The organism is Actinotignum timonense, assembly GCF_002860685.3.
In the GTDB taxonomy this organism is placed as follows: Bacteria; Actinomycetota; Actinomycetes; order Actinomycetales; family Actinomycetaceae; genus Actinotignum; species Actinotignum timonense.
Window position 1 is genome coordinate 926,312 of record NZ_CP136960.1, and the last position, 24,670, is coordinate 950,981.

Annotated in this window: 20 protein-coding genes; 9 read left to right on the plus strand and 11 right to left on the minus strand. The window is 60.2% G+C overall.

What is annotated here, in order from left to right; translation table 11 throughout:
* Positions 1 to 179 precede the first annotated feature (179 nt).
* Both CYJ17_RS03835 and CYJ17_RS03840 read right to left on the minus strand, forming a co-directional pair.
* Positions 180 to 1,292 (minus strand): Rv3235 family protein, encoded by a 1,113-nt coding sequence (locus CYJ17_RS03835; RefSeq protein ID WP_087069913.1) that lies wholly within the window; start codon positions 1,290 to 1,292, stop codon positions 180 to 182.
* A 91-nt stretch (positions 1,293 to 1,383) separates the two neighbouring features.
* Positions 1,384 to 2,280, minus strand: a complete 897-nt coding sequence (locus CYJ17_RS03840; RefSeq protein ID WP_101595302.1) for a LysM peptidoglycan-binding domain-containing protein — start codon at positions 2,278 to 2,280, stop codon at positions 1,384 to 1,386.
* Between the two features lie 412 nt (positions 2,281 to 2,692).
* On the opposite strand from CYJ17_RS03840, the gene CYJ17_RS03845 reads away from it, so the two are divergent.
* The 4 genes from CYJ17_RS03845 (at position 2,693) to CYJ17_RS03860 (ending at position 10,980) form a co-directional block, all read left to right on the plus strand.
* On the plus strand, positions 2,693 to 3,271 hold the full coding sequence (locus tag CYJ17_RS03845; RefSeq protein ID WP_087069911.1) for a hypothetical protein: 579 nt from the start codon (positions 2,693 to 2,695) through the stop codon (positions 3,269 to 3,271).
* Positions 3,268 to 4,224 carry a P-loop NTPase family protein gene (locus CYJ17_RS03850; protein WP_145989737.1) on the plus strand — a complete coding sequence of 319 codons (957 nt, stop codon included), beginning with the start codon at positions 3,268 to 3,270 and terminating at the stop codon, positions 4,222 to 4,224. The genes CYJ17_RS03845 and CYJ17_RS03850 overlap by 4 nt, the downstream gene beginning before the upstream one ends.
* 13 nt (positions 4,225 to 4,237) lie before the next feature.
* The gene (locus CYJ17_RS03855) at positions 4,238 to 4,759 is read left to right on the plus strand and encodes a DUF6912 family protein (protein ID WP_087069908.1); all 522 of its coding nucleotides are present in this window, start codon (positions 4,238 to 4,240) and stop codon (positions 4,757 to 4,759) included.
* A 941-nt stretch (positions 4,760 to 5,700) separates the two neighbouring features.
* Complete coding sequence (locus CYJ17_RS03860; protein ID WP_180948659.1) at positions 5,701 to 10,980, plus strand: Ig-like domain-containing protein; 5,280 nt, start codon at positions 5,701 to 5,703, stop codon at positions 10,978 to 10,980.
* A 131-nt stretch (positions 10,981 to 11,111) separates the two neighbouring features.
* On the opposite strand, the gene CYJ17_RS03865 is transcribed toward CYJ17_RS03860, so the two are convergent.
* The 7 genes from CYJ17_RS03865 to CYJ17_RS03895 all read right to left on the minus strand — a co-directional run bounded on the left by CYJ17_RS03865 (position 11,112) and on the right by CYJ17_RS03895 (position 20,159).
* Positions 11,112 to 14,186 carry an AAA family ATPase gene (locus CYJ17_RS03865; protein WP_087069906.1) on the minus strand — a complete coding sequence of 1,025 codons (3,075 nt, stop codon included), beginning with the start codon at positions 14,184 to 14,186 and terminating at the stop codon, positions 11,112 to 11,114.
* A gap of 6 nt (positions 14,187 to 14,192) precedes the next feature.
* The gene (locus tag CYJ17_RS03870; protein WP_101595309.1) at positions 14,193 to 15,530 is read right to left on the minus strand and encodes an exonuclease SbcCD subunit D; all 1,338 of its coding nucleotides are present in this window, start codon (positions 15,528 to 15,530) and stop codon (positions 14,193 to 14,195) included.
* 118 nt (positions 15,531 to 15,648) lie between these two features.
* Complete coding sequence (locus tag CYJ17_RS03875; RefSeq protein ID WP_087069903.1) at positions 15,649 to 16,275, minus strand: phosphoribosyltransferase family protein; 627 nt, start codon at positions 16,273 to 16,275, stop codon at positions 15,649 to 15,651.
* An 84-nt stretch (positions 16,276 to 16,359) separates the two neighbouring features.
* Positions 16,360 to 17,169 carry an inositol monophosphatase family protein gene (locus CYJ17_RS03880; RefSeq protein ID WP_087069902.1) on the minus strand — a complete coding sequence of 270 codons (810 nt, stop codon included), beginning with the start codon at positions 17,167 to 17,169 and terminating at the stop codon, positions 16,360 to 16,362.
* Complete coding sequence (gene rsgA / locus CYJ17_RS03885; RefSeq protein ID WP_087069901.1) at positions 17,170 to 18,264, minus strand: ribosome small subunit-dependent GTPase A; 1,095 nt, start codon at positions 18,262 to 18,264, stop codon at positions 17,170 to 17,172.
* The gene (gene aroA / locus CYJ17_RS03890) at positions 18,261 to 19,655 is read right to left on the minus strand and encodes a 3-phosphoshikimate 1-carboxyvinyltransferase (RefSeq protein ID WP_087069900.1); all 1,395 of its coding nucleotides are present in this window, start codon (positions 19,653 to 19,655) and stop codon (positions 18,261 to 18,263) included. The genes rsgA and aroA overlap by 4 nt, the downstream gene beginning before the upstream one ends.
* A complete protein-coding gene (locus CYJ17_RS03895) occupies positions 19,656 to 20,159 on the minus strand; it encodes a DoxX family protein (protein ID WP_234984407.1) in 504 nt (167 codons plus the stop codon).
* A gap of 107 nt (positions 20,160 to 20,266) precedes the next feature.
* Here CYJ17_RS03895 and CYJ17_RS03900 point away from each other — a divergent pair, with 107 nt between their 5' ends.
* The 4 genes from CYJ17_RS03900 to CYJ17_RS03910 all read left to right on the plus strand — a co-directional run bounded on the left by CYJ17_RS03900 (position 20,267) and on the right by CYJ17_RS03910 (position 21,985).
* Positions 20,267 to 20,860, plus strand: a complete 594-nt coding sequence (locus tag CYJ17_RS03900) for a sigma-70 family RNA polymerase sigma factor (RefSeq protein WP_307886242.1) — start codon at positions 20,267 to 20,269, stop codon at positions 20,858 to 20,860.
* Complete coding sequence (gene rsrA / locus CYJ17_RS03905; protein ID WP_026429087.1) at positions 20,857 to 21,186, plus strand: mycothiol system anti-sigma-R factor; 330 nt, start codon at positions 20,857 to 20,859, stop codon at positions 21,184 to 21,186. Before CYJ17_RS03900 ends, rsrA begins: the two co-directional genes overlap by 4 nt.
* 103 nt (positions 21,187 to 21,289) lie before the next feature.
* Positions 21,290 to 21,364 (plus strand): 50S ribosomal protein bL37, encoded by a 75-nt coding sequence (locus tag CYJ17_RS09625; protein ID WP_096334972.1) that lies wholly within the window; start codon positions 21,290 to 21,292, stop codon positions 21,362 to 21,364.
* A 351-nt stretch (positions 21,365 to 21,715) separates the two neighbouring features.
* Positions 21,716 to 21,985 carry an AlbA family DNA-binding domain-containing protein gene (locus CYJ17_RS03910; protein WP_219619196.1) on the plus strand — a complete coding sequence of 90 codons (270 nt, stop codon included), beginning with the start codon at positions 21,716 to 21,718 and terminating at the stop codon, positions 21,983 to 21,985.
* Here CYJ17_RS03910 and CYJ17_RS03915 read toward each other — a convergent pair.
* Entirely contained in the window at positions 21,965 to 22,636 is a 672-nt protein-coding gene (locus CYJ17_RS03915) for an IS3 family transposase (protein WP_286049032.1), read from the minus strand. The two genes, CYJ17_RS03910 and CYJ17_RS03915, sit on opposite strands and share 21 nt — an antisense overlap.
* On the opposite strand from CYJ17_RS03915, the gene CYJ17_RS03920 reads away from it, so the two are divergent.
* A complete protein-coding gene (locus CYJ17_RS03920; RefSeq protein ID WP_087070464.1) occupies positions 22,605 to 23,954 on the plus strand; it encodes an IS256 family transposase in 1,350 nt (449 codons plus the stop codon). The genes CYJ17_RS03915 and CYJ17_RS03920 overlap by 32 nt on opposite strands.
* On the opposite strand, the gene CYJ17_RS03925 is transcribed toward CYJ17_RS03920, so the two are convergent.
* The gene (locus CYJ17_RS03925) at positions 23,949 to 24,563 is read right to left on the minus strand and encodes an IS3 family transposase (RefSeq protein WP_286049033.1); all 615 of its coding nucleotides are present in this window, start codon (positions 24,561 to 24,563) and stop codon (positions 23,949 to 23,951) included. The genes CYJ17_RS03920 and CYJ17_RS03925 overlap by 6 nt on opposite strands.
* Positions 24,564 to 24,670 lie beyond the last annotated feature (107 nt).

The following is a 24,670-nucleotide window of genomic DNA, read 5'->3' on the forward strand; positions in this document are numbered from 1 at the left end:
GGGCCGCGGCCAAGCAGAACAAGAAGCGGCGGCGGTAGGCCTTAGATATATGAGCGTCGGCCGGTCACGTGCGTGATAGTTGCGTGACCGGCCGGCGCTTGTTTTTATTTCGGATGCGTTGCGGCCTAATAGCCCTGCGTGCGCGTTTCGGGATAGTTTTTGTTACCCTTGGGGCCCGTTCACCCAATTTCCAAGGCGACGACGATCCAGCGCCCCGCGAGGAATTCCATGCGCATGGCAACCGCATGGGTTCGCTCGCCCGAATATACGCAGGCGATGACCTCGGCCACGCGCGGGCGTGGATGCGTTATTTTGAGCGTGGAAATCCGCAGGTTTCCCAGCCAGGGTGCTTTCCCTTTAATACGCATAGCCAGGCCGGCCCGGCGCACGAGCGCGGCAAATACCTCCGGGCTGAGATGCGGGCGCACATATCCGGGTGCGCGGTGGCCCAGCAGTACCTCAATGGAGTAGATAATAATTCCGGCGGCGAAACGATGCGGTGGCCGGATCTCGGGCGGGAGTGGATCATCCAGGGTAGCCATCTCCTCACGCCACATATCACGGTAGGGCGCGGCGGATAGCGCGAGCCGGTTCCATTGGTGGAGTTTGGATTCGGTCGGTATGGCTGTGTAGGTATCGGTGCTGTTCTCAGCATTGATGGCGTGGAAGTCACCGGCGGGGTCAACACCATCAGTGAGGTAAACATCATCGATCAGCTCAAAGGCATCGATGGGATCCACGCCTTGGGCGGGTTCCATGCCGTTTGTGAACTCCACGCTGTTTGTGGATTCCGTGCCGTTTGCGGGGGCCGTGTCGTTTGTGGGGTCCGCGTCGGTGCCGGGGCGCTCGCCAATCAGAGCATCGGGTAGCTCCGCGGGCTCACCCGCGAGCTCGCCTGCGGACTCGGCTACGAGCCCACGCGCGGGCGGCGCGTTTTCCGCCACGCAGGTATCTTCCTCGTGGGGTGCCGGCGGGAAGGGAGGGTGGCGGGTGACCGCGCGATATTGGGTGATTTCCGCGAGTTGAACCTGATCCAGAGTGGACACAATTTCATCCATATCCGGCTGCGCAAATACGGGAGGTGGTGCAGGTGGGAGCCGAGAAACCCGAATCATCTCCGGCTCCTCCGCCCCGAGATGGGAACACGAACCCGGCTGGCCCTCCGCGGTGACTTCTTCGGGAGGAGGCAGATCCTGACCCGCAGCGTTGGTTATGGGCTGCGGTTCGGGGTGAGCGGGCGTCGTCGTTTCAGTAGCACCGGGGGTATTTTCGGTATGCGGAGCAGTGGACATGGGATCTCCTTGAGATGCGTGGGGGTAGGGGAACGAGCCTCGATGGCCGAGGCAGGACTGAATATGGGTGGTGGGAGCAGATGCGTGACTCTTACTCCCGCGCTGGCGGAAGAATAAAGTGTTCGCCGGGATAAATGAGGTCGCTATCCTCGATGGTGTTGGCCGCGGCGATGGCGTGGGTATAGCCGAGAATATCCGCATCGCTCGCTCCGGCCCCGAGGTGTGTATCGGCAATATCCCAAAGGGTGTCCCCGAGCTGGACAATATAAATCGGGGGAGGCGCTGCCCACGGCAGCTCCGCGGGCTGCGGATCCGAGTTGAGGAGCGGGGCAGTCAGCTGCGAAATCTCGGTCGGGGAAAGGGCGGGTGTACTGCGCGCGGTGGGGCGTAACGATTCGGCGGGAGCGCTACCCGGGTCACTTGGCTGAGCTGCCAGAGAGGGCTGAGCAGGTTCGGCCGGTTCAGCCGAAGGCGATGCCGCAGGTAGCGCCGGCGGGTGCAAATAGTAGCCACCCGCGTCGTCTCGATACGAGACATCACCGAGCAAGTCATCGGGATTCGCGCGGAACGACCCGGTGGGATCGGGACTGGGCTGGGAAGGCGAGGTGAGAAGAGCGGAATAGTCACCGCCCCAGCCAATATCGACGCCGCTGCCAGAGTTCGGCTCCGCGGCCCATGCCCCGGGCATGGCCACCAGCGTAGTGGCGAGAGTGCTGGTGAGAGCCGTGCGGAAATGGCGCCCGCCGATGCGACGGGCGAGGCGGGTGACGGCGTCGTCCTTCCCGCGCGCGAAGCGTGCAACCGCGCAATAGCAGAGGGTGAGCCGCGCGCATGCCAAGCACGCGACGATGCATACGCCCACGGTGAGAGTCCCGGTGAGCTGGGCGACGCTCCCGGGCGGAGCATGCAAGCGGGCGGTCGCGACCGCGAAAAATGCGGACGCGAGCCCTGCGAGCGCCGATAACAGCGCTTTGATCGTTGCCGACATCGTGAACCTCTTCAGTGGGGTTACCGGTCAGGATCGAAAACCTCGTGCTCTGCTCGTGATGAAGAGCGGGTGGCACGCGGTTCTCACCGTGGTGGTATGACTAAATGTCCCGTGTGGCTCAACTATTAATCAGCCGGGTACACCCGGCCTCATCCCCCTGTGGATAACTCATATAAGAAACGGCAGGGAATGCCCTGGATATCCACAAGCTGTGGATGAGGACTTGGCGAGTTGCGCGCTAGCTGCCACACTGACTCCACGGCGCGAGCGGGCGTGAGCGGAGGCCAAAGTGGTGGTTATTTCTGGTCGTTTCCGGTCACTTCGCATCGCTCCCGGTCGCGAGTTTTCGCGGTCACATGCGTTCGAGTGTGGTCAAGTTCGCTCACATGCGGTCAATCGAAAGGGGAAGCGGATGCGTGAGAAAACGTGGACGCGGTGGAAAGATCCGCGTCTGGCAGGTGGGGTGGCGTTGATTGCTGCCGGCGCGCTCGCGGGCGGGTATGCGCTGCGCGGCCCGGTGACCGTGCCCGTCTATCGGGCAACCGAGGCGGTGGTGCCCGGCACCTCGCTGGATGAGGCGAGTCTGGCCGTGGTGGAAGTACCGGCCGGGCTGGCCGACGCCTATATACCGGCAGGCCAGGCCGGTACGGTTGGGCGCACGATTTACCCGGGTGAGCTGGTCGAAAAGTCGGCGTTGCGCATGTCGGGCGAGCGGGTCGTTACGATGCTGCCGCTCAGCGGTGCGCTTCCCACTGCTCTGGCGCGCGGGGCACCGGCGCAATTGTGGGCGCTTCCCGCCGCGGGCGGCACCGGCGAAAAAGCTCCCGCCCGGCTGATTTCCCGGGAGGTTATCTTCGCGGGAACGGCTAGCGATACGCATTTCGCGGGCGCGGCGGCGATGGAAGTTCATATCCCGCGCGCCGAGCTCGGAGCTGCGCTTGAGGAGCTCGCGGCGGGTGCGTCATTCACGCTGGTAGGTGAGGTGCAGTGAGGTCGAATCCTGAGCGCCGGAAGCATGGCAATGTCTCGAAGCACACGAATCCTGCTGAGCGTCCCCATCCTGACCCCGGTTTCTTGGTGGCCATCTGGGGGAGCGCGGGCGCCCCGGGGCGTTCCACTCTGGCACGCGATCTTGCCTGGGTGTTGAGCGAGCGGCATGCGGTGCTGCTGGTGGACGCGGATACCCGCAACCCGTCCTTGGCGCAGCTCGTGGACCTGGGCGAGGAGCCAGCCGGGCTCATCGGAGTGGCCCGCGCCCTGCATGCTGGCGACGCGCTAGAGACGCAGCTTCCGCGTTACGTGCGGGAACTGCGCACCGGCCCGCGTGGCACTTTACATTTCCTCCCCGGCCTCAATCGCGCTGGCCGCTGGCATGAGCTGATTGGACCCGGTATTGGCGATCTGTGGGATAAGCTCCGACCTTTCGCGCAGGTCACCATCGTTGATTGCGCCGCGGAACTTCCCACTTTTCTCGACGAGGCCAGCGCTCAGGCAGGCGGATTCCTCACTTTGAATCAGCACGATTGGCGCAATCAGCTAGGCCAGCGAGCCCGGAGTAGCGCGGGATGTATCGGGGCGAGCGGGGAGCGTGATAGCTTGACGCTCAGTGCGCTTCTTTCCGCGGATCTCGTGGTGGTGGCCTGCCGCGCCGGACCGGTGGGTTTGCGCCGCGGAGTGGAGGCGTGGTGGCGGGCCCGGGCGCTGGCCCGCGCGGCTTTGCCGGTGGTCACCCGCGCGGGTCTGGAGGATCGCGTTACTTTCGCCTCGCTTCTCGGGGAGAGTGAGATACCCGCCGTGATAGGGGTGGGCGACGACGAAGCTCGCTACGCACGGGCCGAACGAGCCGGCACCAGCGTGGTGGCTGTAGCCCCTCGCAGTAGGGTGAGTCGGGATGTGCGGCGGCTGGCGCGTGCCGTTCTGGACTATCGGGGTGTGGGGCGGTGAGTAGACTGGGCGCATGAGAATTTATCTTCCGGCTACTCCTGCCGATGTTGCGATGTCCGTGCTTTCCGGGCGTGTGGTGCACGCGGCAACGGAGGCCCTGGCGCGTGAAGTGAATGATGAAGATCGTGACTATCTCGAGGCGATTGCTTTCAACGCGGCCGCGGATGATTCTTTGTGTGCCGTTTCGGCGATGTTCGCCGGGAAGGCCGATCCTCAGTTCGGGGTAGTGCTCCCGGAGCGGGGCGGGCTGCGCCCGCGCCGAGTTGTGATTGCCGCTGAGGTAGCACCCGAGAAATGCCGGGATCTTGCCAACCCGGAGGAGTATTTACCCACGGCCCTTGAGCTTTCTGATGAGCTCTCCTGGGCTGAGGTGGTGTCTATCCACGTGGACGGGCCGGAGATGGAACCCTACGTGCTGGCAGGGCCTGATGACGAGGCCGCTTTCAAGGTACTCGCCGAGGAGGACTTGCTCTGGTACGACGTTTCCGAACGCCTTGATCTAGCCCTCGAACTGGGTGCAGCGGCAAGCGTTTAAGGCGCCGACATGGTTATGTGGTCTGGATGTGCATGCTGATCGGATGATGCTGCATGTATAGCCGCTTGTTATGAAAACCGCGCGAATAGTTCTCTCATATCTATGAGACTTATTCTCTCAAAGAGGCTATGTGCAAATTGAATAATGATTCACGAGTCCATGTGCAGGCGGGTGGTTATGTTCCACACACTTTGTGGAAAATAAGTTACATAAAGACTGCAAGATGGGCGGAAAGTCCCCTATCAATTGGGGGGGCGTCCAATAAAGCCCCAGGTCAAAGCGGTATATGCATATTTGATGAGGTATTGCTAAATATCAAAGGGGATATTCATGGTTGTGTTACGATTTTGAATGTTTAGGCGATACGGTGCGTTACTGATTATGTTTTGGTGATACTTGGGTGTATCACTTTCATAATTTTCACATATGTGACGGCGTCCGGCTCCTAAATATCCGTATATCTAACCAATGGAGAAAAGATGTCTCACTACACGGGGTCGCTTAATTCGGCACCCGGCATTTTCGCTCCGGCTGGCAATCGAGCGGGGGGGGGGGTATCTCTTCGTAAGAAGCTGTGGGCGGGCCTTACTGCTGCAGCTTTGTGTTTGAGTCTCACCCCGACGTTTAGCGCTCCTTCTGCACAAGCCTATGAGCTACAGCGGTCAGACGGTAATCTCGGTGAAATTAAAGGCTCGGTATATGGCCGAGTTTTCCACGACCGAGGCGGCAGTATCGCTAGTTTTGACAGTAATGATGAGGGCCTGGCTGGCGTCAAAGTGTATGCCCAGTGGGTTGATTTTAAAAACAAAAAGCTGAAGGGTGCTGTCTCGCCGGTCTATTGGACCGAAACTAAAGCCGATGGCAAGTACTCGATCAAGCTCCCTAATTGGACGGACGCACTAGGTATCGAGCATAAGTGGAAAGCTCAGGCAGGGCAAGGCTTGCGTATTTGGTCCGATAACCCCGATAAAACCAAGTACGTCAATTCATTTGTCGAAGCCGACGGCGTATTTGTTAGTAACGGGATGGTGCAGCGTTATGTAGGTACGTGGAATGCATGGCCACAGTCCGCTGCGGAGAACTTCAATATTTCATATCAGGAGCGCCCGCAAATTAGCGAGATGTTCCCGGATGAGAGCACTTGGAAGGAAACCACCAACCAAGAAAACGGTGGCTGGGTTTCGGGTCGTGTTTTCTATGACCAGAGGAATGTGTTTGGTGCACCCAAGGCGGTGCGCATGTTCCAAGACAGCTTTGGTGATGTTGCAGTACCTGGCGTTAAAGTAGTCGGCGCATACGTTCAAGACGGAGTGGCGAAACTCTTCGACGAATGGAAGAAGAACCACAACGGCTATACTCGCGAGCAGTTTAAAGCTGCGCAGCGTGAAATTATGGCGAAGTATGAGCAGGAGACCGGGAAGAGCGCTATCGCCGAGACTTCCTACGCGGTCACGGATGCCAAGGGTAATTATCACATCCAGTTCCAGGGCCTGTGGGGTGACTCTTACAGCTACAAGGGAATTGTGAATGCTGGGCAACACGGCGATCCGGTTCCCGAAGGTGCGAGCGCTTCGTGGCTCAAGGGTAACCTCAAGTCGCGACACGTTAACGTCGAATATATGTACGTTGCTCCCGTTCTTCCTGATGGAGTAGGGGGCGCCCTTGATAACTTCCCGGATAACTTGTATCAATACGGCGCCCAGGTTGTTGACTATGCGACCGACGGCGCTATGAGCAATATTAGGGATCAGGATTTTGCCCTTCGTATGGAGGATCGTGATTTCCAGGTTTTGGAGTACAACCAGACCACTAAGCCTGCGGCTCCTGGCGTGACGGTCGAAACGAAGGCTACTGGTTTTGTTCCCTCGAGCGGTCACGAAATTGTGTGGACGGATTCCGAGGGTAACGAGGTGCATAAGTGCATCTCCACATCTTCAAACCTGGGAGTTGTGAACTCGTGTCCTCTGACCGTTCCGGCTGATCTCGATCATGACGAAATCTACACGGCAACAATCTATCCCGAGGGCTCGCGCGATACTGCGCTAGCCAAGGACGCATTTGCCGCCAAGCCCACTCCGGAGTACAAGCACACCTCGGTTGACCTCGACACGACCGAGACTGTTGCTTCGCCGCTTCACAAGGAAAACGGAACCAAGCCGCGAGATGCCAAGTATGCTCCGCTTGATGACAACACGAAGATTCCGGCGGAACTGCTTGCTGATGTCGACCAGGCCAAGGTGAAGGTTGGCCAGCAGCCCTGGGCGACGGTTAATGAGGATGGGACAATTTCCCTTGCTCCGACCGCTGGAAATGCTGAAGTTGGCGAATACCTCATCCCGGTCAAGATGACTACCCCGACGGGTGAAAAGATTCTTCTTGCTCCGATTACGGTGCGTGATCCGAATTCCGATGGTGATAACGACGGCACTCCGGACCTGAAGGATCAGTGTCCTGCTGTTGCTGGGCCGGCTTCTAATAATGGTTGCCCTGCGTGGGGTGATGGTGATGGTAAGCCCGGCGCTGAAGTGACGCTGGAGAAGGACCCTGCTAATGGCAAGGTTCCGGATACTGCATCATGCGAGGCGACTGGTGGTGCCACCTGCGCCATTGGCCCCGATGGCAACGTCGTCGTCAAGATCCCTGGTGACGCCAAGGATAAGGACGAGATTACTGTCACGATCAAGGATGGTGACAAGATCTTCGACACCTCCAAGGTGACCGTCAAGGATCCGGATACCGATGGCGATACTGTCCCGGATTCTTTGGATAAGTGCCCGGATGTTGCTGGGCCGGCTTCTAATAATGGTTGCCCTGCGTGGAGTGATGGTGATGGTAAGCCTGGCGCGGATGTGACCTTGGAGAAGGATCCGGCTAACGGCGATATCCCGAACACCGCTACTTGTGAAGCCGGTAATGGTGCTAGCTGCACCATTGGCCCGGATGGCAACGTCGTCGTCAAGATTCCGGAAGACGCTGCCCCCGGTACTGAGATTCCGGTGACCATTAAGGATGGTGACACGACCCTGGACACCTCCAAGGTGACCGTTATTCCCGCGAACAACCCGATCTGGAATGACACGACCACCGAGCCGTCCGCACCGGTTAAGCTGCCTAATGAGGGTGGCCCCGTCCCGGCAGGCTCCACGGTTGAGGTGACCGGGCCGGGTACCGCAACCCTGAACGAAGACGGCTCGATCACCGTCACTCCGAACGCGAACGCCAAGGATAAGGACCAGATCGTCGTCAAGGTCAAGGACCCGAACGGTAAGGATCTTGACTCCGCTACCGTGACCATTGCTGACCCCGACACCGACGGCGACAATGTCCCCGATGGCAAGGATCAGTGCCCGACCATCGCTGGGCCGGCTTCCAATAACGGTTGCCCGGCGTGGGGTGATGGTGATGGTAAGCCCGGCACTGATGTGACGCTGGAGAAGGATCCGGCTAATGGTCCGATCCCGTCCTCGGCCACCTGCGAAGCAACCGGTGGTGCCACCTGCACTATTGGCGGGGATGGCAACGTCGTCGTCAAGATTCCTGGGGATGCTAAGGATAAGGACGAGATCACCGTGACCATCAAGGATGGTGACAAGGTCCTCGACACCTCCAAGGTGACCGTCACCGATCCGGATACCGATGGCGATACCGTCCCGGATGCGCTTGATCAGTGCCCGGATATTGCCGGTCCGGCTTCCAATAACGGTTGCCCTGCGTGGGGTGATGGTGATGGTAAGCCCGGCACTGATGTGACGCTGGAGAAGGATCCTGCTAATGGTCCGATTCCGTCCTCGGCCACATGCGAAGCAACCGGTGGTGCCACCTGCACTATTGGCGGGGATGGCAACGTCGTCGTCAAGGTTCCTGGTGACGCGACCCCTGGCACTGAAATCACAGTAACCATTAAGGACGGCGATAAGACACTCGATACCTCCAAGGTGACGGTTACCGAGCCGGACAAGCCTGTGTGGAACGACGGAAACAGTAAGCCGGGTGTTCCAGTGGACCTTCCTAATACCGGCGGGCCGGTACCCGACGGCACAACGGTGGAAGTGAACGGTCCGGGTACCGCGACCCTCAATCCCGATGGTTCAATCACGGTTACCCCGAATCCGGATGCTAAGGACAAGGACGAAGTTGTCGTCACGGTCAAGGATCGCGATGGCAAGGAACTCGATACCGTAACCGTGACGGTCAATGATCCTGATACTGACGGCGATGGCCTGACCGATTCCGAAGAAGAAAAGATCGGAACCGATCCGAATAACCCGGATACCGACGGCGATGGCATCAATGACGGTGACGAAGTCAATGGCACCAAGAACCCGTTCCAGGACGACAAGTCTGATCCGGACGGTAAGCCTGGTAATACTGACCCGCTCAACCCTGACTCGGATGGCGATGGTGTGAATGACGGTGACGAAGTGACCGGTAAGCACAACAATGGCAATCCGACTAACCCGAACAAGGCCGACTCTGATGGTGACGGCGTGACGGATGGGGATGAGAAGAAGGACGGCACCGATCCGAATAACCCGGACACCGACGGTGACGGCGTGAATGACGGTGACGAGAAGAAGGACGGAACTGACCCGAAGAACCCGGACACCGACGGCGATGGCATCAACGACGGGGACGAGAAGAAGGACGGGACCGATCCGAAGAACCCGGACACCGACGGCGACGGTGTGACTGACGGTCGTGAAAAGGACCTGGGCACCGACCCGAAGAATTCTGATACTGATGGTGACGGCCTGACCGATGGTGAGGAAGCCGGCACGGACATTGACGAGAACGGTAAGCCCGCTCGTAATGAGGATGGCACCCCGAAGGTCGATGATTCCAAGGCCACCAAGACCGACCCGAAGAACCCGGATACCGATGGTGACGGTATCAACGACGGCGACGAAGTCAACGGCACCAAGAACCCGTTCAAGGATGACAAGTTCAATAAGGACGGTAAGCCTGGTAATACTGATCCGCTCAACCCTGACACTGATGGTGACGGGGTGAACGACGGTGACGAAGTGACCGGTAAGAATAACGGTGGCAAGCCGACCAACCCGAATAAGGCCGATACCGATGGCGATGGCGTGACCGACGCTGACGAAATCAAGGACGGCACGGACCCGAACAATGCTGACACCGATGGTGACGGCGTGACGGACGGGGACGAAAAGAAGGACGGCACTGATCCGAAGAACCCGGATACTGACGGTGATGGTGTGACTGATGGTCGTGAAAAGGACCTGGGCACCGATCCGAAGAACCCGGATACTGACGGTGATGGCCTGACCGACGGCGAGGAAGTTGGCACGGATATCGACGAGAACGGTAAGCCTGCTCGTAATGAGGATGGCACCCCGAAGGTTGATGACTCCAAGGCCACCAAGACCGACCCGAAGAACCCCGATACTGACGGTGATGGACTCACTGATGGTGAGGAAAAGAAGATCGGTACTGACCCATTGAACCCGGATACCGATGGTGACGGGCTCACCGATGGGGACGAGGTGAACGGCACTAAGAACCCGTTCCAGGACGATAAGTTCAATAAGGGCGGTAAGCCTGGTAACACCGACCCGCTCAACCCTGACACCGACGGTGACGGTCTCACCGATGGTGACGAAGTCACCGGCAAGAACAACGGTGGCAAACCGACCAACCCGAACAAGGCCGATACCGATGGCGACGGCGTCAATGATGGCGACGAAATCAACAACGGTACCGACCCGAATAAGGGCGACACCGATGGTGATGGCCTGACCGATGGTGAAGAAAAGGTGATCGGCACTGACCCGAAGAACCCGGACACCGACGGTGACGGCATCAACGACGGTGACGAGGTTAATGGCACCAAGAACCCGTTCAAGGACGATAAGTTCAATAAGGACGGTAAGCCTGGTAACACTGACCCGCTCAACCCGGATACCGATGGTGACGGGCTGACCGATGGTGACGAGGTAACCGGCGCGAAGAACGGTGGCAAGCCGACTAACCCGAATAAGGCCGATACCGATGGTGACGGTATCAACGACGGTGACGAAATTAAGAACGGCACCGACCCGTTGAACCCGAACGATCCGGGCAAGCCTGCACCGAAGACCAAGAAGGTCAAGAAGACTCTTCAGGTCACTGGTGCAACGAGCGTGGGTCTTGCTGGTACGGCGGCATTCTTGCTGCTTGCTGGCGGGCTCGTGGTGACGCGGCGCCGCAAGGCATAAGTGCTGAACTGATCGCGTAACGCAAGAGAGGGGCTGGCAGACGAACCTTCACAAGGACAGTCTGCCAGCCCCTCATCCATGTAGAAATACATTCAATCCACGGCTCTAAACGGTGGATTTACCCAGAAAACTTAGGCAGTCACGCGGATATGCGAGGTGCCGTCGTCCCGCGGGATAACTGAGATGCGTTCGCTAATCATCTGTTTCATTTCCGAGACGTGGGAGACAACACCTACGGTGCGCCCGTTTTTCCCGAGACCATGCAGCACTCCCATGACCTGATCAAGCGCTCCATCCGACAGCGAGCCGAAGCCTTCGTCAATGAGGAGGGTATCGAGGTGAATCCCTCCATTTTCCGCGCGCACTACTTCCGCTAAAGCGAGTGCCAGGGAGATAGATACATAGAATGTTTCCCCACCCGAGAGCGTGCGAACGGAACGTTGGACCGGTTCGGGACCGGCGTGGTCGATAACAGCCAAGCCGAGGCCAGTTTTCGACTGGTGACTGCCCTTCTCCTTTTCGTCTGTCCGGATGAGTTCAAAACGCCCGAGGGAAATATCCGCGAGCTGCTCATTAGCAACATCAACAACCTGCTCGAAACGGTGTTGCAGCACGAAGGTTTCCAAGGGAACCTTCGTTACCGATTCGGGGCCCGCGGTAGCCAGGGAAGCTAAACGCACAACCGCTCCGGAATGCTCACGAACTTCCCGCCATGCCTGGAGATCCCGCTGTGCGGTGCGCAAGCGTTCCCCGCCGGAGCGGGCCTGGTTCTCCGCCCTCGTAGCCTGCGCCCGTGCTTCTTGAGCGGCGTGGCGTGCCAGCGCGCTGGCTTCCTCCGCCCTCGCGACATCAGCCTGAGCATCTTCGGGAAGTTCCGCGAGTTCCGGTTCTGCAAGTTCGCGCTTCACATCGCGGCATTCCTCATCAAAAGCAGTGATGGAATCCTGGAGCTGTGCCTCTTCCACTTTGCTGAGCACGGCAGCATCCACTGCCTGGGCATCCGCGAACTCAGTGCCGGCCAGCGCTGCCGCGAGCTCTTCACCGCGAGCCTGTTCATCTTCGCGCGCAGCGAGCACCCCACTCGCGGCGGTGTTCCAGGCATCCTGGGCTTCGCGTAGTTCATCAAGAGCCGTGCGGCGCGCTGCGATAGAAGAAAAGCCGGCGTACTCCGCACTGAGGCGGGTGAGCTGGGTACTGATCTCACGTGCAAGAGAGGTGTTTTCAGCCTCTAATTGCGCCACTTCGGTGCGCAATTGTTCCAGGGCGGTTTCCCGCGTGCGGGCTTTCTCGGCAAGTTGCGCGAGCCGCTTCTCCAAGTTTGTTACGCGCAAAGCTGCCTGCTGTGCCGCACTCAAATCAGCGCGGGCAGCAGCTAATTCCGTACTGGCCGCTTCCGTGGTGGCATCCCCGGCCACGGCCCGTTGCTCAACAAGCTGGGCTTTTATTTTCTCCACATGAGCTAGGCAGGTGCTGTAGTGCTCGCGGGCGGTGCTGGCAGCCGCCTGGGCGGCCTTCACCTGCGCCGCAGTGGCACGCACAGCTTCCGGCGGGGCGGGCGCCGGGTGGGTACAGGATCCGCACACCGGGCAGGGCTCATTTTCACGTAGCTGCCCTGCTAATTCACCCGCGGTGGACTGCACCCACGCATCGGTGATTTTCCTGGCGGAGCTTTCCTTTTCCTGAACCTGGGCAAGAGCATCTGCAAGCTTGGCACGGGCTTCTGCTTCCGCGTTTTCACTGGTGGCTACCCGATCCAATACCTCAAGGAGCTCCGTGGCGCTGCGCACCCGCTGCCCGGCAGCAGCCTCACCGCTGGCGGTGGCGCGGGCAGTATCGAGCTTGCCCTCCACTTCCTCGCGTTCAGTGGCCGCGGTAGTGGCTTCCTCACGCAGCTCTTCCACCGCGCTCTGGCGCTCGGCGAGCTGTTCGGTGGCGCGGGCAGCTTCCTGTTGTTTGCGCTCGACTTCCTGTTCTGAGCGCTCCAATTCGGTCAAGCGCCCGCTAGCTTCGCTCAGCTCGGTGACCAGACGGCGCCCGGATTCCACCCCGGCAGGGCTGAGATCAGTAACGGGACCGTGTTTGCCTCCGGTGCCCGTGCCGAATTCTGCAAAAACAGCCACGAGGTGGGCTTGGGCTTCTGTGCAGGCGCCGGCACAGTCGCGGCTCTCTTGGCGAGCCCGGTCAAGGGCATGTACATGTGGCAGGAGTGGGGCTGCGGCGCGGTGGGCCGCGAGGCGTGCACGATCCACGGCGATCACGGCTTCGCGTTCCTGGAGCTGGCCGGTCCGGGCGTGCAGAACCCGGCGGCGTTCAATGCGGGCAGCCAAAGCGCGTTGCGCGTTTTCGGCTTCGCGAGCCAGCTCTAATGCGGCCTCGGCTTTTTCAGCTTGGGCGAGTGCATCGCTAGCACACCCAACGGTGGTAGCGAGCGCCTGCTCCAGGCCAGTAACAACCGCTTCGCCTTCAGCTGGTAGATCCACGCCTTGAGCGGCGGCGGTGAGGGACTCACTTTCCTCAGGGGGGAGCTCCAAGGCTGTTGCGGTGTTCGATACGGCCCGCACGAAGGTTTCCTGAGCGTTTGCGATAGCTCCGCGTGCCGTGCGGGCGTGATCCGTGAGCCACTGGGTGACCGAACCAAAAACCCGGGTATCGAAAATCTGGGTGAGCAGCTTGGTGCGCTCCTGGCTTTCCAGCCGCAGAAATTCAGCAAACTTTCCTTGCGGAAGCACGATAGTTTGCAAGAACTGTTCCGCATTGAGGCCGAGGAGGTTGCTGATATACACCCCGACATCGCGGGCTTTGGTAGCAATCGGGGTACCGCCATCTATATCTCCGAGGTCCACCGCAGTTTCGGAAAGCTTCCATAATTTTGCGGTAGCAGCGGTGGGGGAGGAATTGCCCGGTTTGGTGAAGCTAGGGGTGCGACGCACCCGGAATGTGCCCGCTTCGATGGTGAAAATAACGTCCGCGTAGCTGATGGTGGAGGGATCAACATACGTGGAGCGCAGGCGCTCGGTTGAGCTTTCTTTCCCGCCCGCGACCGTACCGAAAAGCCCGAAAACGACGGCGTCAATAATGGTTGATTTGCCAGCTCCGGTGGGCCCTTCCACCAGGAAAAGCCCGGAAGCTCCCAGGGCGTCAAAATCAATAACTTCCCGCCCCGCGAAGGAGCCGATACCTTGAAGTTCTAAGCGGCGCAGCTGCATGAGTCCCTACTCCTTCTCCCCGGTGCGGACGGCTTCCCATGCCGCCACCATGACCTGGTTTTCTTCTTCCGTGAGATCCCGGTGCCCACTTTCCGTCATGAATTGGCGTAGCACGCTCAGGGAATCAAGGCGGCGAGTATCCGCTGTGCTGTGGCGGGTGGCGGCCGGATCCACCACGTGGCGAATTTCCAAAGCGTGCGGGAAAGCGGCCCGCACCCGGGTGGTGAGATCCGCCGGGCGGGCCGGATCGGTTACCAGAATACGCGCGAATTTATCCCGATCGTCACGGTGTGCGGGGCTGAGTACCTCGGCTAGCGGTGCTTCGATGGTGACGATGGGGCGCCATACCGGAGCCGGAATGAGTTCTTCTTCCACCAGGGTCCCGCCTTCAAAGGTGAGAAGAACAGAAGATTTGGGCCGGGTTTCCGAGAAAGAAAAAGCGATAGGCGAACCCGAGTACCGCATAGGCGGCAGCCTGCTAGCTTCAGAAGTACCCGGTTCTGGCGCACCGCCCACCCGCTGTGGGGAATGCAGGTGGCCCAGTGCCACGTAGCTCAGGCCCGCCGTGGCGCTTGCCCCTGCGCTTCCCAGGGCGAAAAGCGCGGCGGGAACAACTTCCACCCCGCCCACCGAAATATCGCGTTCGGATTCGCTGGCCGCCCCGCCGGCAACGAAAGCGTGTGCCATAGCGATACGTGCCACCGGCTTGCCAGCGTGCGGGCCGTGCTGAATATCTGCGGCAATACGCTCCAAAGCTGCGTGCATGACCGCGGTGTGCGAGCGTTCCAACAGCTCTGCGCCATCGTTGCGATCAACGTGATCAGCGTGATCAACGTGATGAACATGATCGACACGATCCGCATTATCCGCACCTTCCAAGTGATCCGCGCCAGCGTGACCAGCATGAGCAGCATCGCCTGCCAGGCGGCGGCGTTCCACATCGGGATCCAAATAGGGAATGGGGTAAACCAGTGCGCCAAGATTACCGGCGCGATCACGCACTTCTACCGGCTGGGCGCAGCGCAGCGGATCGGTGCGAATGACGATATGCTCCTGGAAAAGCTCCGCCCCGAATCCTAGGCGCTGCGGGGAATCATGGTTCCCGGAAATCAAAATGACCGTGGTGAGTTGCGCGAGTCGGCGCAGGGTGCGCGAAAAAAGCTCAACCATGGGAGCGGGTGGGACGCTGCGATCATAGACATCCCCGCTAATCAGAAGGGCATCTACACCGCGTTCCCGCACGGTATCCACCACGTGATCCACCCACATTTCAAAGGCCGGCGTGAGATCCGCCCGGTGCAGGGTGCGCCCGAGGTGCCAATCGGAGGTGTGCAAGATCTTCATGGCTTCAGCCTACTGTGGGGCTACGACAAAAATTTTGGCCCGATGGAGTTCCTGCCCGCGGAACGCACTGCCCCGCGAACGCACTGCCCCGCGAATGTCCGGCGCTCCGCACCCCGCTTTAGGCTTCCGCCTGGCCTCCGTTGACCGGGTCCTTATCCGACCACGGGAAGGCAATCCATGCGTCGGTATGCAAATAGGCGTAATCGGGTTTGAGCACCGAGCGTGACTTTTCGTAGAGGACCGCCACGCGAATCTCGGTGGCGTACTCTTCGCAGAGTTCCTTCACGAAGCGTAAAGTCCGCCCTGAGTCAGCGACGTCGTCGACAATTAAAACCTTTTTGCCGGCCATTCCACGCACGTCACCGGAAGGTTCTACCAGGCGCGGATCCTTGAGCGTGACCCCGATGCCGGTGTAAAACTCGACGTTGAGGACGAGCATGCTTTTGAGGTCTAAAGCGTAGGCAATCGCGCCGGCGGGAAGCAGGCCGCCGCGGGCCACGCTCACGATAATCTCCGGGCGGTAGCCGGAATCCCAGATGTCGCGGGCGAGTTCGCGGGTGACCTCGCCGAAACGGTCCCAGGTGAGGACCTCGCGCGCGGGCGTGTTGGCGGGCGCATGCGTGGGTGCGTTGACCGGCGCGTTTGTGGGCGCACTACCCGGTGTACCAGTGGGCGCACTAGCCGGCGCGCTACCGGGAAGACCCTCGTTCTCGATCAACGGCTCGGCCTTATCACTGCTTCCCACGGCTCCTCCTTCGATTAGTTCCGGCTACCCGGTTGGATCTGTTCCCGGCTGTGCGGGTAAGTCTCGTCCTCGCTAGCCGGTCGGCTAGTCGCGGCTACCCGGCTGGACATGTGTCTCATTAATAATTGCTTGGGCGGCGGCGTGCAACTTTCCGTTGGTGACCAGTGCGCTTCCCCACCACGGCCCCGGCTTGCCCTCCAGCGAGGTGAAGGTTCCCCCGGCCTCTTCCACGATCGGCACCAGCGCCGCCATATCGTAAACATCCAGGCCCGGCTGCGCGGCGATATCAAAGGCACCCTCGGCCAGTAGCATATAGGGCCAGAAAGCCCCGTAGGCGCGGGTGCCCCAGGTGGCGCGGGCGAAAGCGATGAGGGTGGCCATGCGCCCGGTTTCGTCCCAGCTAGATAGGGACGAAAAACCGAAAGCGGCCCGGTCCATCCGGTCAATATCGGAGACGCGCAGGCGCTGGGGCTCGCCCCCGTTTTCACTCAGCCACGCCCCGCCGCCGCGGCTCGCCCACCAGCGCCGCCCGAGCGCGGGCGCGGACGCCATACCGGCCACCATCTGGCCGTTTTCTTCCACACCGATAAGCGTGGCCCACACCGGGTTGTGGCGTACGTAGTTGCGGGTGCCGTCAATCGGGTCAATAATCCAGCGCCGCGGGGCGTGCTCCAGGCTGCCGCCCTCCTCTTCCCCGTACACGGCGTCCCCGGGGAAATCCCGCTCCAGGTACTCGCGGATGAGCCGCTCGGCCGCCCGATCAGCATCGGATACCGGCGAATTATCGGGCTTCGTATCCACGGTGAGGCGGCGGCGCTCATAACGCTCCAGGGTGAGGGCGTCCACGGCATCCGCAACGGTGTGCAGAAAAGCGATAGTGGAGCTGGCATCCATTTATTTCTCCCATTCTTCGAAGCCGCGCGAGGCGAGCACGCGGCGCAATGAACTCACCCGCTCGCGCAGGCGTGGATCGGTGAGGCTATCAAGGGCGCATTCGGGTTCGGTGGCCTCGTGGCTGCACCCGCGCGGGCATTCCAGCGCGGTTTCTTCCAGGTCGGGGAAGCCGCGGAGAATATCGGCGGCGTCCAGATGGGCCAGCCCAAAGCTGCGCACCCCCGGCGTATCAATGAGTTGCCCGCCGCCGGGCAGTGGAAAGGCGATAGCGGAGGTAGAGGTGTGCCGGCCCTTTCCGGTCACCTCGTTGACGTGCCCGGTTTCGCGCGCCGCGGCCGGGACCAGCGCATTGAGCAGGGTGGATTTGCCCACCCCGGAATGCCCCACGAGCACCGTGGTGCGCCCGCGTAGCGCCGCGCGCACGGCCTCCAAGCCCGAGTGCGTGGTTGCGTTCCCGGGTGTGAGAGTCGTGTCCCCAGGCGCGGGCGCCGTGTCAGAATCCGAGTGCGTGGCCGCGTCCCCGGCTGCGGGAGCTGCGCCGTCGTACCCCAAAGCCGTTGCGAGAATCGGGACCCCGAGCGGTTCGTAATACGCACGCAAGGCGTCCGGGCGTGCCAAGTCCGCTTTGGTGAGGATGAGGAGCGGATCCATACCGGCATCGCGCGCGGCCACCAGGCAGCGGTCAATCATGCCGCGCCGCGGTTCGGGTTGCGCGAGTGCCGCCACAATCGCCATCTGGTCCGCGTTCGCCACGATGGTGCGCTCGCGTTCGTTGCCTTCGTCCGTGGAACGCGTGAGTTGCGAGCTGCGGTCCTCGATAAAAACGATGCGGGCCAGGGTGTCCTTGCGCCCGGAAAGGTCACCGGTCAGGCGTACTTTATCTCCAACAACGACGGCGCCCCGGCCCAATTCCCGCGCTTTGACCGCAATCACGCGGGTGCCTTCGTTCATGAGCACGGTGTAGCGCCCGCGATCGATGGTGATGACCTGGCCGAGGGGCCGGTCGGAGTAATCGGGCCGAATCTTCGTGCGCGGCCGCGAGCCCTTTCCGGGCCGCACTCGCACGCGGGGATCGTCGGTGCCGATATCCCTCATCGGCCCACCAGGTCTGTCCACATCTGGGCGAAACGCGGCATGGTTTTCCCGGTGGTCGCAATATTTTCCACCCGCAGCCCGGGGATGCGCAGGCCGAGGATCGCCCCGAAGGTTGCCATGCGGTGGTCTTCGTAGCTGCGGATAACCGGGTTGTTTGGCGCGGGCGCCGCGGGCTGTGCGCTTGCCGACGTGCCGCCCGCCGCCGCGCCCTGCCCAGCCGGCGGGGTGATGATAATGTCATCGCCTTCTTCGCGGGCGGGGATCCCCACGCCGCTCAGCTCCGCGGTGATCGCGGCCAGGCGGTTGGTTTCATGCCCGCGCAGCTGCCCGATATTGCGCAGCGCGCTCGGGCCGGTGGCGAAGGCCGCCACCGCGGCAATCGTGGGCGTGAGCTCCCCAACATCGCTGAGATCGGCATCGAGGGGGGCAATATCCTGCGGCCCGGTCAGCTCAAGGACGCCGTCGCCACGCAGCTGGGCGCGCGCTCCCATGGCCGTAAAAATATCGACGATTTGCGCGCCGGGCTGGGTGGTGTGTGCCGGCCATCGCGGAATTTCCACGGTCCCGCCCGTCACCATAGCGGCGGCCAGGAAAGGTGAAGCATTGGAAAGATCCGGTTCCAGCACCACTGTTCCCAGCTGCGGGGTGCCCGGATGCACATGCCATTCCACCGCCGGGTGTTCGCGATCCGCGGGCGCCCCGCCGGCCGCGAATTCTTCCACCTGAATACCGGCCCGGCGCAGCACGTCCACCGTCATGGCCAGGTGGAAAGCGGAAGGAACCTTCGGCCCCACCGAACGCAGCACCAGCCCGCCCTCGCAGCGCGGGCCGGCCAGCAGCAGCGCGGAAATGAATTGCGAGGAGGCGGAGGAGTCAATGTTCACGGTTCCTCCGGCCAGGCGCCCCTGGCCGTGCACCCGCACCGGGAGGACCGCCCGCCCGGCGCTATCGCTGGCGGCATCAACCTCCACTCCCAGATCACGAAGAGCCCGCACCACCGGGTCCATGGGGCGCACGCGGGCGGCGTCGTCGCCATCAATAACAACCTCACCACGCGCGAACGCGGCCACGGGCGGGACGAAACGCATGACCGTTCCCGCGAGCCCCGCGTCAATGGTGGCGCCGTGGAGCGGGGCGGGGGAAATATCGAGGACGTCCTCAGCTTCGGTGGTGCCGCGCTGCCAGGCGACCCCCACGCCCATGCTCGCGAGGGCGCGGGCCATGAGCTCGGTATCGCGGGCGCGCAGGGGCGCGAGGATTCGGCCCGTGGTGCCGGGCCCGCCCAGCGCGGCGGTGATGAGGAAGCGTGCCATGAGTGATTTGGACCCGGGAACGGCCACGCTGCCGCGCACGGGGGAGGGGTGGAACGGTGCTGGCCACAGGTCAGTCATTTAGGAACGCTTCGCCTCTCTGATTTGTTCGCGTGCTTGAGCGCGCACATCCGCGAGCTCATTGCGCTGATCGCGCCATTCGGACACACGGTACCCCAGGGAAGGCTTGCCTTTGCGATCCGTCCATGCCAGGGCGGCGCCGCCGGCCAGCCCGAGCGCGCCGAGCAGCCCGCCCAGCACCTCGCGTCGCTCGCTCTTCTCCGCCGCCCAGACCGGGTGATTGGCCAGGGCCACCGGGATTTGGGTGAGGGCGAGAGCCGCGCCGGACAGGCGCTGGAATTTGCCGATGGAAAGGAATGCCCCGCCGATGAGCTGGACGGCGCCCAGCGCGCGGGTGAGAGTGGTGGTGTCAACGGATTCGAGATCAACCCCGGCCATTCCGGCCAGGCCGGCGATGTTCTCAGCCCGTTCCTGGTGGTCCTCGGGGTGGCGTACCGCGGATAACCCCTGTGCAATAAAGGGCGCGGCAAGCAGGGGCCGCGCGAGGAATCGAATCATACCCATACCTATATTGTTACACTAAATCGGGGAATATACCCGCGTTTTCCGGGCGTTATACCCATGTCAGTCCAGCAGACGGACTAGGCTAGACCATGATGAGCACAGACCTAATGAGAAGCGCCCCCGATGAAACCGCAGCCGAACGCGCCGCGCGGTTCGAACGGGATGCTCTTCCGTATCTCGACCAGTTATACGGGGCCGCGATGCGCCTCACGCGCAATCCCACCGACGCCGAAGATTTGGTTCAGGAGGCCTACGCCAAAGCCTTTTCGGCCTTCCACCAGTACCGGCCGGGCACGAATTTGAAGGCGTGGCTCTACCGCATCCTCAATAACACCTTTATTTCTAATTACCGCAAGGCGCAGCGCCAGCCCAAGCAGGCTGACTCCTCGGAGGTGGAGGATTGGCAGGAGTATCGGGCGGCTTCGCATGCTTCCTCGGGGATGATGTCCGCGGAAGCGGAGGCCCTGGAGAATCTGCCGCAATCGGAAATTCGCGATGCTTTGAGCGCGCTGCCGGAAGACCGCCGCATGGCTGTGTATCTGGCGGATATTGAAGGCTTCTCCTACCAGGAGATCGCGGACATCATGGAAACGCCGATCGGAACGGTGATGTCCCGTCTGCATCGCGGGCGTAAACAGCTGCGGGAATTGCTCGCGGATTACGCGCGTGAACTCGGCTATGGGAAGAAGGAGAAGAAGTGAGCGGTGAGGATAGGTTGCAGCGCGGGGTAGAAGACTCGTTCCGGAACCGCGGGATTGAATTGGATAGCGCCGCGGGCGAGTGTTCCTGCCGGGATATTACTGATTATCTTTTCGAGTATCTGGATCACCAGCTTTCCGCGGTGCAAAGCGAGCGTTTGCAGGCCCATATTTCGGGGTGCTCGCGGTGTACGGAACGGGCGGAAGCGGAAACCCACGTGCGTGATATTTTGCGAGCCTCGTGCCGGGAGGTCGCGCCGGCGACGCTGCGGGTGCGGATCGCCCAGCAGATTTCGGTGTATCGGCGCACCACTCGCGATTTCGGGTAGTTTCGCCACATTGTGCCGGTTTTATTTACCTGACCGGTCGCCCTTGGTAAGCTAATGTGGTTGCTCGTTTACGAGCTGAGAAAACGTGACGTGAGGAGAGAACATGAGCCAGCGTGGTCGTAAGCGCAAGGATCGCCGCAAGAAGAAGGCGAACCACGGCAAGCGCCCCAATTCCTAAAGTGGTGCGCTCGCTGTTGCGAGAAGCGTAGAGGGTCCGGTTTTCCGGGCCCTTTATTTTTTACGACGACGCCGCCAGCTGGCGGGATGGGATTTGGCAGGGTATGCCGCTGCTTCCGCGCCTGAGCTAAGTGACATGCATAGTGACAAAAATGTCACTATGCATGTCACTATGCAAGCTGGAACGACGTTTTTGGCTGGTCTTAGGGAGCTGTTAGTTTTGGAGAAATGGCTTGTTAGCTGGTGAAATAGTGTATCGGTACCAGAGTTTCCATAGTGACATTCCATAGTGACAAAAATGTCACTATGCAGAGAGTATGCGATAATATCGGGGTGAAGGGAGGGGTTGTTAGTGGTGAATCTTGGTAATGAATCGGAAACTCTAGAGTTCAAAAAGACTACGTCTGAGCTTAAGGAAGCCTGCGTGTCGATTGCTGCCATGTTGAATAAACATGGGCTGGGTACGGTCTTGTTTGGCATCAAACCCGACGGTACGGCTATTGGTCAAGATGTATCCGAAGCCACCTTGCGTAGTATCTCTCGCACGATTGCCGAATCTATTAAACCGCAGGTGTATCCCACAAATGGGGCTGCGGACTGTTTATTGGACATTATCGCTTAAAACCGCTTGACGATGCTCCACAATCGTTAAACCATCGAACTTCAAGGTAATACGCTTCTGGTTATAGAAGAACATATACTCGTCTATCGCCTCGCATAACTCATCGGTTGTAGCCCACTTCTTCCCGTGATAAATCTCGGTTTTCATCCGCCCGAAAAACCCCTCACAAGCAGAATTATCCGGACTACACCCCTTCTTCGACATCGACCGCGTCAACCCGTAACGCCGCGTAAGCTCAATCCAGGACACAGACCGGTAGTGGACTCCCCGATCCGAATGGATCACGAGTGGATGCTCACTCTGGCCGGCTTGTAGCTCGTTTAGACGCTGGTGCGGGAGGGTTGCCAGGGCGTTTTCAAGGGAGGAATCAGCCAACACTGAGGTTGGGTGTAATCCCCTCGTATACGCCACGACTTTCCCGTCATAACAGTCAATAATCGGGGAGAGATAAACCTTCCCGTTAGCTGCGTGGAACTCGCTGATATCCGTGAGCCAAAGCCGTCCGGGCTCATCAGCGTGGAAGTCACGCTCGACTAGGTTTTCCGGTGCCGGGCTGATCTCCCGAGAGTGTCTAATGGTTTGTGTGTGAGGGTGAAAACCACCTAGGAGATAAACCAGAATGACTACCGTGAAACAAGACCCTGAAGACAAGCAGCGTATCGATGCCATCGAGAAGAAACTCCTGGCTAACCCGCAAATGGCCGAGCTGATCGGCGAGCTAGCCACGTCTACTACTAACGCTAACGACCTGGTACGCGGCATGCTCCAAGCCTCGATCACGCGTGGCCTTCAAGCCGAGATGGATGCCCATTTAGGCTACGCACACTCAGACCGTAAAGCCAAAGCCGAAGCCGGCGCCGAGAGCATGGGGAACTACCGTAACGGTAGCTACCCGAAAACCGTGGCCACGAACTACGGGATGATCACCGTGGATATTCCCCGTGACAGGGCCGGCACGTTCCGCCCGACCATGGTCCCTAAAGGCGCGCGGCGCCTGACAGACGTGGATGACATGATCGTGAGCTTGTATGCCGGCGGGATGAGCGTACGCGATATCCACCACCACCTAGCCACCTCCCTGCGCCTAGAGGTATCCCCGGAGACGATCAGCGCAATCACTGACGCGGTCCTTGACGAAGTACTCACCTGGCAAAACCGCCAGTTAGACGAGTTTTATCCCGTGATTTTCCTTGACGCGATCCGGATCAAAGTACGCGATGGAGGACGCGTGGTAGGCAAGAGTGCCTATATGGCTATCGGCGTGAACATGGACGGCGTCAAACACGTTTTGGGCTTGTGGATCGCCCGTGAGGAAGGCGCTTCTTTCTGGGCGAGTGTGTGTGCCCAACTGGCTAACCGGGGCGTGAAAGACGTGTTTATCGTGTGTTGTGACGGTCTGAAAGGCTTACCTCAAGCGGTGGAGGCTACCTGGCCGGACTCGATGGTACAGACCTGTATCGTGCATTTGATTCGGGCAGCGAATCGGTGGGTGAACTACCAGGACCGTAAGGCCGTATCGGCGGCGTTGCGTGCCGTGTATACGGCACCAAGCGAGGAAGCCGCTAGGTGTGCTTTAGAAGAGTTCGCGGTAAGTGACCTTGGGTTGAAGTATCCCCAATCAGTGAAGGTCTGGAGGGACGCGTGGGAGCGTTTCACGCCTTTCTTGGGCTTCCCGCCGGCAGCGCGCAAGGTTATTTACACGACGAATGCTATCGAGTCGTTTAACAGCCAGTTGCGTAAGGCTACGCGTAACCGGCGTCAGTTCCCGAACGACGAGGCGGCGATCAAGGCGTTGTGGTTGATGATTTGTCATATTGAGGATCGGCGGGCTGCCAAGCTTGCGAAGGAATCGAGGAAAGGGAGTGTGGATGTAGGCCATTATGTTGAGGGTGCTCGGGTCCAGGGCTGGAAAACTGCTATTAACCAGATGTCCGTGGCCTACCCTGACCGGTTTAATAAGTATTTATAAACAATGCTCACACACAAACAACTTGACACACTCGATCTCCCCGCCGTAACTAGAGTACTTCCGGCGTGCTTTGGCATACCTGACCGGGATTTCCTCTTCCCGCATCAAGCGCTGGATGACTTTCTCCGAGACCACATACCCAAGCTTTCTAAGCGCTAAACGGATACGCCGATACCCATACGTATACAAGCCCTCGCGCGCGATCTGAGCGATCAACTCACGCAAGCGAGCATGCTTGTCAGGCCGCTCTAGCTGTTTAGCGGTGTAATAGTACGAGCTTGCCGGCAAATCCAAGGTATCTAAGACCATGGCTAGCGGCGTGGTAGAGCGTAGCTGGTTAGCTACCCGTGTTTTCTCTACCGCTTCACTGCGCCCGCCTGTGCGGGCTTTTCCTTTTTTTGCTAGCTCGAGCTGGGCTTTCAAGACGCGTTTCTGCACGATTAAATCGGCTACAAGAGCACGTAATTCTTCCGGGTCTTGGGGTAGCTGGGCTTCCAGTTGGTGGCGGGTTTTCGCTTTGATCTGGTCGCATTCTTTCTCGTTCATGAGTCCTAGACTGCCTTCCGCATCCCACTTTTTAACCCAAGCATAGATGTTTGTGCAGTTCACGATTCCTAGATCCTGGGCGATAGTGTAGGCGTTTTCCCCGCTGCGGAATCGCTTGCAGGCAGTTAGGGGGTGCGGACGGTTTCCTAGAGATTTTTAAGGAGAACGTT

What these genes read in the sequence shown, in the direction of transcription:
- CYJ17_RS03835 (WP_087069913.1), bottom strand. Translation starts at nt 1,292, where the DNA reads ATGTCCACTGCTCCGCATACCGAAAATACCCCCGGTGCTACTGAAACG.
- CYJ17_RS03840 (WP_101595302.1), bottom strand. Translation starts at nt 2,280, where the DNA reads ATGTCGGCAACGATCAAAGCGCTGTTATCGGCGCTCGCAGGGCTCGCG.
- CYJ17_RS03845 (WP_087069911.1), top strand. Translation starts at nt 2,693, where the DNA reads ATGCGTGAGAAAACGTGGACGCGGTGGAAAGATCCGCGTCTGGCAGGT.
- CYJ17_RS03855 (WP_087069908.1), top strand. Translation starts at nt 4,238, where the DNA reads ATGAGAATTTATCTTCCGGCTACTCCTGCCGATGTTGCGATGTCCGTG.
- CYJ17_RS03865 (WP_087069906.1), bottom strand. Translation starts at nt 14,186, where the DNA reads ATGCAGCTGCGCCGCTTAGAACTTCAAGGTATCGGCTCCTTCGCGGGG.
- CYJ17_RS03870 (WP_101595309.1), bottom strand. Translation starts at nt 15,530, where the DNA reads ATGAAGATCTTGCACACCTCCGATTGGCACCTCGGGCGCACCCTGCAC.
- CYJ17_RS03880 (WP_087069902.1), bottom strand. Translation starts at nt 17,169, where the DNA reads ATGGATGCCAGCTCCACTATCGCTTTTCTGCACACCGTTGCGGATGCC.
- rsgA (WP_087069901.1), bottom strand. Translation starts at nt 18,264, where the DNA reads ATGAGGGATATCGGCACCGACGATCCCCGCGTGCGAGTGCGGCCCGGA.
- aroA (WP_087069900.1), bottom strand. Translation starts at nt 19,655, where the DNA reads ATGACTGACCTGTGGCCAGCACCGTTCCACCCCTCCCCCGTGCGCGGC.
- CYJ17_RS03895 (WP_234984407.1), bottom strand. Translation starts at nt 20,159, where the DNA reads ATGGGTATGATTCGATTCCTCGCGCGGCCCCTGCTTGCCGCGCCCTTT.
- CYJ17_RS03900 (WP_307886242.1), top strand. Translation starts at nt 20,267, where the DNA reads ATGAGAAGCGCCCCCGATGAAACCGCAGCCGAACGCGCCGCGCGGTTC.
- CYJ17_RS03920 (WP_087070464.1), top strand. Translation starts at nt 22,605, where the DNA reads ATGACTACCGTGAAACAAGACCCTGAAGACAAGCAGCGTATCGATGCC.